Genomic DNA, 14,187 nt, shown 5'->3' with positions numbered 1-14,187 from the left:
AGCTTCGTGCGGCTTCGCGGGGATTGATGTAACCCCCGATGACAGCCTGTGCGGCGCCCCCCATTCCCCCGCTAATTTTTCCCCGCCCGGTTCGTTTTATAGGGACGACGTGCCTTTGTGCTTCCCGCCTATTGCCCCGGATTCCAAGAAATGAATGCTGAAGACTCCTTGAAACTTGCTCGCCGGTTTATCGGGCTGCCTCTGGAAAAACGCCAACTGTTCCTGCAAGCCTTGCAGAAAGAAGGCGTGGATTTTTCAAGGTTTCCGATTCCGGCAGGGGTGGAGGTGGAGGACCGCCAGGCGCTGTCCTACGCGCAGCAGCGCATGTGGTTTCTATGGCAGTTGGACCCGGCCAGCGGCGCCTACAATTTGCCTGGCGCAGTGCGCTTGAGGGGGGCGCTGAGCCTGCCAGCGCTGGAGCAAGCGTTCGCCAGCCTGGTGGCGCGTCACGAAACCCTGCGCACGGTGTTCCAGCGTCAGGCTGATGAGCGGCTGGCGCAGGTGGCGGTGGAGCCGTCGGTGACCGTCGAGCACCTGGACTTCACCGCCTTGGCCTTTGATGCGCGTGAGCAGGCCGTCAACGCCGCCGCCACCCGTCAATCGCTGTTGCCGTTCGACCTGGAACACGGCCCATTGCTGCGCGTGCAACTGCTCAAGCTTGCCGAGCAGGAACACGTGCTGCTGCTGACCCTGCACCACATTGTCTCCGACGGTTGGTCGATGAATGTGCTGATCGACGAATTCATCCGTTGCTATGACGCCCATGAGCGCAACGAAGCGCCCCAACTGCCGGCGCTACCCATCCAGTACAGTGATTACGCCCTGTGGCAGCGCCGCTGGCTGGAAGCGGGCGAGCAGGCGCGCCAATTGGAATATTGGCAGGCTCGCCTGGGCGATGAACATCCGGTCCTGGAGCTGCCCACCGACCACCCGCGCCCGGCCATGCCCAGCTACCAGGGCACACGGCATAACTTCGCGATTGCGCCGGCACTGGCCGCGCAACTGCGCAGTTGCGCGCAAAAACACAACGTTACCCTGTTCATGCTGCTGCTCGGTGCCTTCAATGTGCTGTTGCACCGCTATACCGGCCAAAGCGACATCCGTGTCGGTGTGCCGATTGCCAATCGCAATCGCACCGAAGTCGAGGGCCTGATCGGTTTCTTCGTCAACACCCAGGTGTTGCGCACCGAACTGACCGGGCAAACCCGGCTTGCCGAGTTGCTGCAAGGTATCAAGGAGCATGCCCTGGGCGCCCAGGCCCATCAGGAATTACCCTTCGAACGGCTGGTGGAAGCGCTGAAAATCGAGCGCAGCCTGAGCCACACGCCGCTGTTCCAGGTGATGTATAACCATCAGCCGGTCGTCGCCGACATCGCCTCGGTCAGCACCGCATCGGGGCTGGAGTTGGCCCTGGTGGAATGGCAAGGCCGCACCACCCAGTTCGACCTGACCCTGGACACCTATGAAAAGTCCGGCACCCTGCATGCCGCGTTGACCTACGCCAATGACTTGTTCGATACGCCCACCATCGAGCGCATGGCCCGGCACTGGACCCGCCTGCTGCAAGCCATGGTGCTCGATGGCGAACAGCGCATTGGCGAATTGCCCATGCTTGACGCGGCTGAACAGCAACGGCTGGTCCACAGCTGGAACCAGACCACCGAGGCGTACCCGACCGAGCGCGGGATTCATCACCTGATCGAAGACCAGGCGCGGCGCAGCCCCGATGCACCGGCACTGGTGTTCGGTACCACCACCTTGACCTACGCCCAACTGGATGCGCGCGCCAACCAGTTGGCCCATGCCCTGGGCGAGCAGGGCGTGGGGCCCGACGTGCTGGTGGGTATATGCATCGAGCGCTCCATCGAAATGGTGGTTGGCCTGCTGGCGATTCTCAAGGCCGGTGGCGCCTACGTGCCTCTCGACCCTGAGTATCCCCAGGAACGCCTGGCCTACATGATCGAAGACAGCGGCATACAACTGCTGCTCAGCCAGCAGAGCCTGCTGGCGTCGCTGCCCGTCGCCGGTATCCAGTTGATTGCCTTGGACCAGCCGGCGCTATGGCTCGACGGCTACAGCCGCGAATCGCCGAACGTGGCCTTGAATGCCCTTAACCTGGCCTACGTGATCTACACCTCGGGCTCCACCGGCAAGCCCAAAGGCGCCGGCAATAGCCATCGCGCCTTGGTCAACCGCTTGAGCTGGATGCAACAGGCGTATGGCCTGGGTGCCAACGACGCGGTGTTGCAGAAAACCCCGTTCAGCTTCGACGTGTCGGTGTGGGAGTTCTTCTGGCCACTGATGACCGGCGCCCGCCTGGTGGTCGCGGCGCCTGGGGAGCACCGTGAACCGGCGCGCCTGATCGACACCATTGGTCGGCACGCCATCACCACCTTGCACTTCGTGCCGTCGATGTTGCAGGCGTTTATCCATGAGCCGGGCGTACAGGCGTGCGCAAGCCTCACGCGCATTATGTGCAGCGGCGAAGCCTTGCCCCTGGACGCGCAACAGCAAGTGTTCGCCAAGTTGCCCGCTGCGGCGCTGTACAACCTCTATGGCCCGACCGAGGCGGCTATCGACGTCACGCACTGGACCTGCATCGACGAAGGCGCCGACAGCGTGCCCATCGGCCGCCCCATCGCCAACCTCGGCACCTACGTGCTGGACGCGCAACTCAACCCGGTGCCGGCCGGTGTCAGTGGCGAACTCTACCTGGGCGGCGTTGGCCTGGGGCGCAGTTACCATCGGCGCCCGGCGCTGACCGCCGAACGTTTCGTGCCCAGCCCGTTCGTGACAGGCGAGCGCCTGTATCGCACCGGTGACCGCGTGCGCCAACGCGCCGATGGGGTGATCGAATACCTCGGCCGCCTCGATCATCAGGTCAAATTGCGCGGCTTGCGTATCGAGCTGGGCGAAATCGAAGCACGCCTGATGCAGCATCCACACGTGCGCGAAGCCGTGGTACTGGTACAGGGCGGCAAGCAGTTGATCGCCTATCTGGTGCACGCAGGCGAGGCGCCAACGGACCTCAAGGCCTGGTTGCTTGGCAGCTTGCCGGAATACATGGTGCCGACGCATTTCATTGCGCTGCCCAAGCTGCCGGTGACCGCCAACGGCAAGCTCGACCGCAAGGCGTTGCCAGCGCCGGATGCGGCTCAGCCGCAGGCATTTGTCGCCCCCCAAGGCGACCTGCAAACAGCCCTGGCTGCCATCTGGAGCGACGTGCTGGGCGTTGAGCAGGTCGGCCAGGACGATAACTTTTTCGAGCTGGGCGGCGACTCGATCATCTCCATCCAGGTGGTCAGCCGCGCCCGTCAGGCCGGCATTCGCCTGAGCCCGCGTGACCTGTTCCAGTACCAGAGCATCCGCAGCCTGGCCCTGGTGGCGCGCTTCGAGCAGGTCAGCCTGATCGACCAGGGCCCGGTCAGTGGCGAGGTGATGCTGACGCCCGTGCAACACAGTTTTTTCGCCCAACCGATCCCGGCGCGGCATCACTGGAATCAATCCTTGTTGCTGGTGCCCGGTGAGGTGCTTGAGCCTGCACGGTTGGAGGCAGCGCTGGCGCGGTTGATCCAGCATCACGACGCTCTGCGCCTGCGCTTTGTGCAGCAGGCTGACGGCTGGCAGCAGAGCCATGCCGCCGATGTCAGCGAATCGCTGTTGTGGCAATGCCAGGCCAGCACCGACACTGAACTGGCGGTGTTGTGTGATGAAGCCCAGCGCAGCCTTGACCTTGCCCAAGGCCCGCTGCTGCGCGCCGCGTTGGTGAATTGGGCCGATGGCAGCCAACGTTTGCTGCTGGTGATCCATCACTTGGTGGTGGATGGCGTGTCTTGGCGCATCCTGCTTGAAGACCTGCAACAGGCTTACCGAGAACAGGTGCTGCCGGCAAAAACCAGTGCCTACCAGCGCTGGGCGCAACAGCTGCACCGCCACGCGCAGACCGTCGAGGAGCAACTGTCGTACTGGCAAGCCCAATCCATCGACGCCGAACTGCCGTGTGATCACCCCGAAGGCGGCCTGCAAAACCGCCTGGGTGCCAAGCTGGAAACACGCCTCGACGTCGAGCACACCCTTCGACTGCTGCAAGACGCGCCAGCGGCCTATCGCACCCAGGTCAACGACCTGCTGTTGACCGCCCTGGCGCGGGTGATCAGCCGTTGGAGCGAGCAACCTGCTGCGCTCATTCAATTGGAAGGCCATGGTCGCGAAGACCTCTTCGACGACATCGACCTGAGCCGCACCGTCGGCTGGTTCACCAGCCTGTACCCGGTGCGCCTGCATGCCAAAGGCGAGTTGCCCGAGGCGATCAAAGCGGTCAAGGAACAACTGCGCGCCGTGCCCGACAAAGGCCTGGGTTACGGCCTGTTGCGCTACCTGGGCGCGCCACACGCGCAGGAAAGCCTGGCGAACCTTACCGCGCCGCGCATCACGTTCAACTACCTGGGCCAGTTCGACCGTCAGTTCAACGAGTCGGCACTGTTCGTGCCGGCCAGTCAGGGCAGTGGCCAGGCCCAGGATCCAGAGGCGCCGCTGGCCAACTGGCTGACGCTGGAAGGTCAGGTGTATGGCGGCGAGCTGTCGTTGCAATGGGGGTTCAGTCGGGAGATGTTCGAGGCGGCGACTGTGCAGCGGTTGGCGGATGAGTACGCAGCCGAACTCAAGGCGTTGATCGAGCATTGCTGTGCCACGCCGGCAGGCCAGGTGAGCCCCTCGGATTTCCCGCTGGCACGCCTCACCCAGCAGCAACTGGACGCCTTGCCCGTGGCCGGGCCGGCCATTGCCGACCTTTATCCGCTGTCGCCGATGCAGCAAGGCATGCTGTTCCACACCCTGTTGGAACCCGAGGCACAGGCCTATATCAACCAGTTGCGCCTCGACATCGAGGGCCTTGATTTGCTCGCCTTCGGGCGTGCCTGGCAGGCCGCACTGGATCGTCACGACATCCTGCGCAGCAGCTTCCATTGGCTGGGCCTGGACAGTGCTCATCAGTTGATCCAGCGTCAGGTCGACCTGCAACTGCAAGTGATCGAAGACCCCGACGCCGATTTCGACACCCTGGCCCAGGCCGAACGCGAACGCGGTTTTGCCCTGAATGCCGCGCCGCTGTTTCGCCTGACGCTGGTGCGCGGTGCTGGTGCGGCCTGGCACTTTATCTTCACCAGCCACCACATCCTCATGGACGGCTGGAGTAACGCGCAGTTGCTCGGTGAAGTCATCGCTCACTATGCGGGGCAGGCAGTGCTGGCGCCGCTCGGGCAGTTCCGCGATTACCTCGCCTGGCTGCAACAACAGTCCTCGGGCGAAGCGTTCTGGAAAACAGCCCTGGCGGCATTGCCGGCGCCGACTCTGCTGGCGCAAGCGCTGCGCACGCCGGTAGTCGGGGTGGGCATGGCTGACCATCACGTAGCACTGGAGAGCGACTTTACCCGCCGCCTCGGCGAGTTCGCACGCCAGCACAAAGTCACCCTCAATACCCTGCTGCAAGGGGCTTGGAGCCTGTTGCTGCAACGCTACACCGGCCAGGACTGCGTCGCCTTCGGTGCCACCGTGGCCGGGCGTTCCGCACCGCTGCCGGGGATCGAGCAGCAACTAGGCCTGTTCATCAACACCTTGCCGATCATCAGCGCAGCCTCGCCAGCCCAGTCGGCCGCGACGTGGCTCAGCGAACTGCAAGCGCTCAACCTCAGCCTGCGCGACCATGAACATGTGCCGCTCTACGACATCCAGGGCTGGGCCGGCCAGCAAGGCGCGCTGTTCGACACCTTGCTGGTGTTCGAGAACTTCCCGGTCGCCGAGGCGCTCAAGCAAGGCGCGCCGGCCGGCCTGACTTTCGGTCGCCTGCACAACCATGAGCGCACGCACTACCCATTAACCCTGGGCATCGAACTGGGCGCCAGCCTGCGCCTGGAATTCAGTTATGACCGTGCCCAGTTCAGCGAGGCGCACGTGGCGCAGTTGAGCGCCAACCTGCAACACCTGCTGGCGCAATTGCTCGCAGACGCTCACATGCCGCTGGGCAACCTGCGTCTTCTCGACGCCCCTGCGCAACGGCAGATGCTCGCTCTGAGCCGCTCAGCCGCAGCGCCCCAGGCCAACGAACGCGTGCATCAGCGTATTGCAGCCCAGGCCGAGGCGACGCCAAACGCCCTGGCTGTACAGGCCGGTGACGCCAGCTTGAGCTACGCCCAGTTGAACCAGCGTGCCAACCGCCTGGCCCATCGCTTGTTGGCGCTTGGCGTCGGCCCCGGCCAACGGGTGGGCCTGGCTTCGCGGCGTGGCCCGCAGTTGATCGTCAGCCTGCTGGCAGTGCTCAAAAGCGGGGCGGCCTACGTACCGCTGGACCCTGAATACCCAGCAGAACGTTTGGCCTATATGCTCGCCGACAGCCGCCTGGACGTGCTGCTCAGCGAAACCGGCTTGCTCGCCGACTTGCCTTTGCCCCGCGGCCTGACCCGCGTGGATTTCAGCGCCAGTGGCGACGAACTGACCGGCTACCCGACGACCAATCCGCCCAATCACGCGGCGGCGGCTGACCTGGCCTATGTGATCTACACCTCTGGCTCCACCGGCCAGCCCAAGGGCGTGGCCATCGACCATGCCGCCCTCGGCCAGTTTTGTGACAGCGCCACGCTGTACAGCCGACTGAGCGCCGAAGACCGCGTGTTGCAGTTTGCGACCTTCAGTTTCGATGGTTTTGTCGAACAGTGCTTCCCGCCCCTGTGTGCGGGCGCGGCGTTGATCATGCGTGGCGATGAACTCTGGGATGCCGGGCAACTGGCGCAAGAGATTGTCGAGCAGGGCGTGACCCTGGCCGATTTGCCCGCCGCCTACTGGTACCTGTTGGCGCAAGAGTGCGCCGAGCACCGTCGCTCCCTGGGCAAGCTGCGCCAGGTGCATGTGGGCGGTGAAGCCATGTCAGTGGAGGGCGTGCGTGCGTGGTACGCCGCGGGCTTGGGCAATGTGCGCCTGGTCAACACCTACGGGCCGACCGAAGCCACGGTGGTCTCCAGCGTGCATGAGTGCCAATTGGCCGATGCCAACGACGCCTACGGCGTGCCAATCGGGCAGGCGATTGCCGGGCGCGGCCTGTATGTACTCGACAGCGGTTTCGAACTGTTGGCCACCGATGGCGTGGGCGAGCTGTGCATTGGTGCTGAGGTTGGCTTGGCGCAACGCTATTTCGACCGCCCGGCGCTGACCGCCGAGCGCTTCTTGCCGGACCCGTTTTCCGCCATGCCCGGTGCGCGGCTTTATCGCAGTGGCGACCTGGCCCGGTACAACCCGGCGGGTGCGCTGGAGTACGTCGGGCGTATCGACCATCAAGTGAAGATTCGTGGCCTGCGTATCGAAATGGGCGAAATCGAAGCCAGCCTGCAAGCCTTGCCCAACGTGCGGGAAGCCGCCGTGCTTGCGCAGCCGAGCGCGACCGGCGTGCAGTTGGTGGCGTACGTGGTGCCAGCCGAAGGCCAAGCGCTGGAGGCCCAGGCACTGGCGGCGCGCTTGCGTCAGACGTTGCCGGACTACATGGTGCCGGGCCATTGGGTGGTCCTCGATGCCTTGCCGTTGAACCACAACGGCAAGCTCGACCGCCGTGCGCTGCCCACACCCGACCTGAACCAGGCCAGCGCCGCCTACGTGGCGCCGCAGAGTCCATTGCAAATCCAGTTGGCGGCGATCTGGCAAGCAGTGTTGCAGGTCGAGCAGGTTGGCCTGGAAGATCACTTCTTCGAACGCGGCGGCCACTCCTTGCTGGCCACCCAAGTGATCTCCCGGGTGCGCCACGATCTCAAGCTGGAAGTGCCGTTGCGGGCCCTGTTCGAGCAGCCGACGCTGGCCGCTTTCGCAGCGGCGTGCGCAGGCGTGCAGGCCGATACCGCGCCTGTGATGCAGGTGGTTGGCCGTGAGCAGCCGCTGGCGTTGTCCTTTGCCCAGGAGCGGCAGTGGTTTCTCTGGCAATTGGACCCCACCAGCGCGGCCTATCATGTGCCCACCGCCTTGCACCTGCGCGGTGAACTCGACATCGCGGCGCTGGAGCGCGCCGTCGAGGCCCTGGTGCAGCGCCATGAACCGCTGCGCACCACCTTTGTGGAGTCGGGCGAGCACAGTGTGCAAGTCATCCACGCAAGCCTGGCCGTGCCAGTTGAACAACAAAAGGTCGACGCCGGCGCTATCGAGCAGGCGGTCACCGAAGAGATCCAGCGCCCGTTCGACCTGCGCAACGGCCCGCTGATGCGCGTCAAGTTGCTGATCGTCGCGCCTGATCACCATGTGCTGGTCATCACCCAGCACCACATCATCTCTGACGGCTGGTCGATGCAAGTGATGATCGACGAGTGGGTGGCGCTGTACCAAGGCAGCGCAGGGTTGCCGGCCTTGCCGATCCAGTACGCCGACTACGCCCAGTGGCAGCGCGACTGGATGGCGGCTGGGGAACAACAACGCCAGCTCGATTACTGGTGCGCTCGTCTGGGGCGCGAGCATTCGTTGCTGGACCTGCCGCTGGGCTATCCACGCCCCGCAGTGCAGAGCCATCGTGGCGCGCGCCGCCAGATTCATCTGGAGCGTGCGCTGCTGACTGAACTCAAGGCCCTGGCCCAGCGTCAGGACGTGACGCTGTTCATGCTGTTGCTGGCCTCGTTCCAGACCTTGCTGCACCGCTACAGCGGCCAGGCACAGGTGCGTGTCGGCGTGCCGGTCGCCAACCGTAATCGCTTCGAAACCGAGCGACTGCTGGGCTTTTTCGTCAATACCCAGGTGCTGCAAGCTGACGTGCACGGGCAGATGCCGTTCGACCAGTTGCTGGCCCAGGTCAAGCAGCGTGCCCTGGAGGCGCAGGCCCATCAGGACCTGCCGTTCGAGCAGCTCGTGCAAGTGTTGCAGCCCGAGCGCAGCCTGAGCCATAACCCGCTGTTCCAGGTGATGTTCAACCATCAGGACAGCCTGCGTTCAGCCCCGGTGCAATTGCCCGGCCTGGCTTTGCAGCCAGTGGATTGGGCCGGTCACAGCACTCAGTTCGACCTGAACCTGGAAACCGAGGAATCGGTGGACGGTCTCTGGGCCTCGCTGACTTACGCCACGGACCTGTTTGACGCGGCGACCGTGGAACGCCTGGCCGAGCATTGGCAAAACCTGCTGCGCGCGGTCCTGCAGGATGCCTCGGTGGCCTTGGACGACCTGGCGATGCTCAGCCCGTCGCAATCGCAGCAAATGGTGCACGACTGGAACCGCAGCGACACCGACTACCCACGCGAACGCTGCGTACACCAGTTGTTTGAGGCCCAGGCCGCGGCGCAACCCGACGCCATCGCGCTGCACTTCAATGACGAGCACCTGAGCTACGGCGAACTCAACCGTCGCGCCAATCGGCTGGCCCATCGTCTGATCGACATGGGCGTCGGCCCGGACGTGCTGGTGGCGGTGCACGTGGAGCGTTCCCTGGACATGGTGGTTGGCTTGCTCGCGACCCTCAAGGCCGGTGGCGCCTATGTGCCGCTCGACCCACAATTCCCGGCAGAGCGCCTGGCCTACATGCTTGAAGACAGCCGCGCCCGGGTATTGCTGACGCAACCGCACCTGCTGGGGCACCTGGCGCAGCCGCACGGCGTGCAGGTGCTGATGGTGGAGGAGGCCGGCACAGCGCAGCACAATCCCCAGGTTGCGGTGACACCGGAGCATCTGGCCTACGTGATCTACACCTCTGGCTCCACTGGCAAGCCCAAAGGGGTGATGGTTCGTCACAAGGCGCTGTGCAGCTTCACCAGCGGCATGGCCGGCACGTTGAGTATCGGCCAGGATGCGCGGCTGTTGTCGCTGACCACCTTCTCGTTCGACATCTTCGCCCTGGAGCTGTACGTGCCGCTGAGTGTCGGCGGTACCGTGTTGCTGAGCACCCAGGCAATGGCCCTCGACCCCGAGGCGATCCTTGATCTGGCCCAGCGTCAGGCGGCGAATGTGCTGCAAGCCACGCCCTCGACCTGGCGCATGTTGCTCGACAGCCCACGGGCTCATTCACTGCGTGGCATCGCCTGCCTGTGCGGTGGCGAAGCGTTGCCCGTCGATTTGGCCCAGCGCATGCTCGACCTGCAAGGCCCGCTGTGGAATCTCTATGGCCCGACGGAAACCACCATCTGGTCGGCGGCTCATCGTTTGCATCAGGCATTGCCGTTCGTTGGACGGCCCATCGCCAATACCGGCTTGTTCATTCTCAATGCCGGTCTCACGCCATGCCCCCAAGGTGTGTCCGGTGAGCTGCTGATCGGTGGTGTCGGCCTGGCGCGCGGTTACCACGGGCAGCCGGCGCTGACCGCCGAACGCTTCGTGCCCAACCCGTTTGGGGCTCCGGGCGAACGCCTGTACCGTACCGGCGACCTGGCACGCTATCAGGCGGACGGCGTGGTGGAATACATCGGCCGTGTCGACCATCAGGTCAAGGTCCGGGGTTTCCGTATCGAGCTGGGTGAAATCGAAGCCTGCCTGCGTGAGTTCGACGGCGTACGCGAAGCCGTGGTGCTGGCCGATAACGACCGGCTGATCGCTTACCTGGTCAGCACCGCGCCGCAGGCACCGCAGGTGTATAAAGCCGCGCTGCGCGAGCGTCTGCCGGACTACATGGTGCCCGCGCAGTGGCTGTTCCTCGACAGCCTGCCGCTGACCCCCAACGGTAAGCTCGACCGCAAGGCACTGCCCAAACCGGATGCCAGCCTGTCGCTCAAAGGCCATGTAGCGCCCGTCACCCCGCGCGAGCAGCAGGTGGCGGCGATCTGGGCCGAGGTACTGGAATTGCCCCGTGTGGGCCTCGACGATCATTTCTTCGAGTTGGGCGGGCATTCATTGCTGGCCACGCGGGTGGTGTCACGGGTGCGTCAGGCCCTGGCGCTGGAGGTCCCACTCAAGGCCTTGTTCGAACAGCCGCTACTGGGTGATTTCGTGCAGGCCTTGGGCGTGGAGGGCGTCACCGCGCCGGCGCTGATCAAGGCCGATCGCACGCAGCCACTGCCGCTGTCTTATGCCCAGGAGCGCCAGTGGTTCCTCTGGCAACTGGACCCGGCCGGCGCCGCGTATCACATCCCCAGCGCCTTGCGGTTGCACGGGCCGCTGGACCTGACCGCGCTGCAAGAGAGCTTTGATAGCTTGCTGGCTCGCCATGAAAGCCTGCGCACGTATTTCCGTCAGGACGCCACCGGCGCGGTTCAAGTCATTGACGCCCAGGGCCGGGTCGATATCGAGCAGGTCGACAGCGACTATGCCGGCCTCAAGGCGCGGGTCGCGCAGGTGGTCGCCCAGCCTTTCGACCTGCTGCATGGGCCGCTGCTGCGGGTCACCTTGCTGCGCCTGGCCGAGGACGACCATGTGCTGGTGCTGGTGCAGCATCACATCGTCTCTGACGGCTGGTCGATGCAGTTGATGGTCGAGGAGTTGGTGCAGGCGTATGCCGCTAACAGCCAAGGCCAGGACGTGCAATTGCCGGCGCTGCCGATCCAGTACGGCGATTATGCCGTGTGGCAGCGCGGTTGGATGGAGGCGGGGGAGCAGGCGCGTCAACTGGCCTACTGGCGCGAGCAGTTGAGCGGCGAGCAACCGGTGCTGGAGTTGCCGTTCGACCATCCGCGCCCGGCACAGCCAAGCCATCGCGGCGCACGCTTGGGTATCGAGTTGCATCCGGAGTTGTTGGGCAGTTTGCGCGCATTGGCGCAGCACGCTGGCGTCACGCTGCCGATGCTGCTGTTGGCGTCTTACCAAGCGTTGCTGCATCGCTACAGCGGCCAGGAAGATGTGCGCGTGGGCGTGCCGATTGCCAACCGCAATCGCCTGGAAACCGAGGGGTTGATCGGCTTCTTCGTCAACACCCAAGTGCTCAAGGCCGATATCCACGGGCAAATGAGCAGCGAGCAATTGCTGCACCAGGTGCGCCAGCGTTCCCTGGAGGCCCAGGCTCACCAGGACCTGCCGTTCGAACAGTTGGTGCAGGCATTGCAACCGGAGCGCAGCCTTAGCCTGAGCCCGTTATTCCAAGTGTTGTTCAACCACCGTGTGAGCGCTGCCGACAGCCATCTGCATCGCCTGGCCGACTTGCACGTCGAAGTCCTGGATCTGGACGAAGGCGTGGCCCAGTTCGACCTGGCGCTGGATGTGGAAGAAAGCCCGACGGCCCTGCGTGCCTCCCTGAGTTATGCCACCGACTTGTTCGCCGTGGCGACCATCGAGCGCATGGCCGGGCATTGGCAGAACCTGTTGCGGGCGATGGTGGTCGACCCACAGCAGCCCATCAGCCAATTGAGCCTGCTGGGCGAGGATGAGCAGCAGCAGATTCTTGAGCTGTGGGACCAGACCGACGCCGGTTTTTCAGCCGAGCGCCTGGTGCACGAATTGGTCGGCGATCGCGCCCGCGAAATCCCGGACGCGGTGGCGGTGAAATTCGACGCGCAAACCCTGACTTACGGTGAACTGGATCGCCAGGCCAACCGCCTGGCCCATGCCTTGATCGCCCGTGGCGTCGGCCCGGAAGTGCGGGTGGCCATCGCCATGCCGCGCAGTGCCGAGATCATGGTGGCGTTCCTGGCGGTGATGAAAGCCGGCGGTGTGTATGTGCCGCTGGATATCGAATACCCACGTGATCGCCTGCTGTACATGATGCAAGACAGCCGTGCGCAACTGCTGCTGACTCACAGCCGGGCGTTGCAGCAACTGCCAGTCCCCGAGGGTCTGGATACCCTGGCGATTGATCGCACCGAAGAGTGGGCCGGTTACAGCGATACGGCACCGGATGTGGCGCTGGACGGCGACAACCTCGCCTACGTGATCTACACCTCCGGTTCCACCGGTTTGCCCAAGGGCGTGGCGGTGGCTCATGGGCCGTTGGTGGCGCATATCATCGCCACTGGCGAGCGTTATGAAACCTCACCGGCCGATTGCGAACTGCACTTCATGTCGTTTGCTTTCGACGGCTCCCACGAAGGCTGGATGCACCCGCTGATCAACGGCGCCAGCGTGTTGATCCGTGACGACAGCCTGTGGTTGCCGGAATACACCTACGAGCAGATGCATCGCCATAACGTGACCATGGCGGTGTTCCCACCGGTGTACCTGCAACAGTTGGCCGAACATGCCGAGCGCGACGGCAACCCGCCGGCGGTGCGGGTGTACTGCTTTGGCGGTGATGCCGTGGCTCAAGCCAGCTACGACCTGGCGTGGCGCGCGCTGAAACCCAAATACCTGTTCAACGGCTACGGCCCGACCGAAACCGTGGTCACGCCGCTGCTGTGGAAGGCACGCAAGGGCGACCCCTGTGGCGCCGTCTACGCGCCCATCGGCACTTTGTTGGGTAACCGCAGTGGCTACGTGTTGGATGCGCAACTGAACCTGCAACCCATCGGCGTGGCCGGCGAGTTGTACCTGGGCGGCGAGGGCGTGGCCCGGGGTTATCTGGAGCGTCCGGCGTTAACCGCCGAACGCTTCGTGCCGGACCCGTTCGGCAAGCCTGGCAGTCGCGTGTATCGCAGCGGCGACCTGACCCGTGGGCGTCCGGACGGCGTGGTGGATTACCTGGGGCGTGTGGACCATCAGGTGAAGATCCGCGGTTTCCGTATCGAACTGGGGGAAATCGAAGCGCGCTTGCGTGAGCAAACCAGTGTCGGTGAAACCGTGGTGGTGGCCCAGGAGGGGCCGACCGGCAAACAACTGGTGGCCTATGTGGTACCGGCCGACGCCAGCCTGGCCGACCAGGTTGAGTTCCGTGACACCCTGCGTCGCGCCCTGAAAGCCGACCTACCGGACTATATGGTGCCCAGCCACTTCGTATTCCTGGCGCAGATGCCGCTGACCCCCAACGGCAAGCTCGACCGCAAGGGCTTGCCGCTGCCGGATGCGAGCCAGATGCAGCAGCAGTACTTGGCCCCGCAAACCGAGCTTGAGCAGCAGATCGCCACGATCTGGGCCGACATCCTGCACCTGCCGCAAGTGGGCCTGAACGACAACTTCTTTGATGTCGGTGGCCACTCCTTGCTGGCGATCCAGATTACCTCGCGGGTGCAGGCCGAGCTCGGCCTGGACGTACCGTTGATGGAACTGTTCCAGACTGAATCGCTGCGCGCCTACGTGCAGGCCGCAGCCACTTTCCGCGCCGGCAGCGTGGAAGATTTTGATGACCTTCGTGACTTCTTGAGCGAACTAGAGGCGATTTGAACC

The 14,187-nt window shown here is 64.3% G+C and carries 1 protein-coding gene; it reads left to right on the top strand.

Annotation, left to right across the window (positions count from 1 at the left end):
* Positions 1 to 150 precede the first annotated feature (150 nt).
* Positions 151 to 14,184: a non-ribosomal peptide synthase/polyketide synthase gene (locus tag AB4P90_RS16895; RefSeq protein ID WP_395605169.1), complete on the top strand. Its 14,034-nt coding sequence runs from the start codon at positions 151 to 153 to the stop codon at positions 14,182 to 14,184.
* Positions 14,185 to 14,187: the final 3 nt, after the last annotated feature.

It is taken from the genome of Pseudomonas sp. B16120 (genome assembly GCF_044218845.1).
Lineage (GTDB): Bacteria > Pseudomonadota > Gammaproteobacteria > Pseudomonadales > Pseudomonadaceae > Aquipseudomonas > Aquipseudomonas paracarnis.
Note: the sequence above shows the minus strand (reverse complement) of the source record. Positions and strands in the feature narration are given on the sequence as shown.

What these genes read in the sequence shown, in the direction of transcription:
- AB4P90_RS16895 (WP_395605169.1), top strand. Translation starts at nt 151, where the DNA reads ATGAATGCTGAAGACTCCTTGAAACTTGCTCGCCGGTTTATCGGGCTG.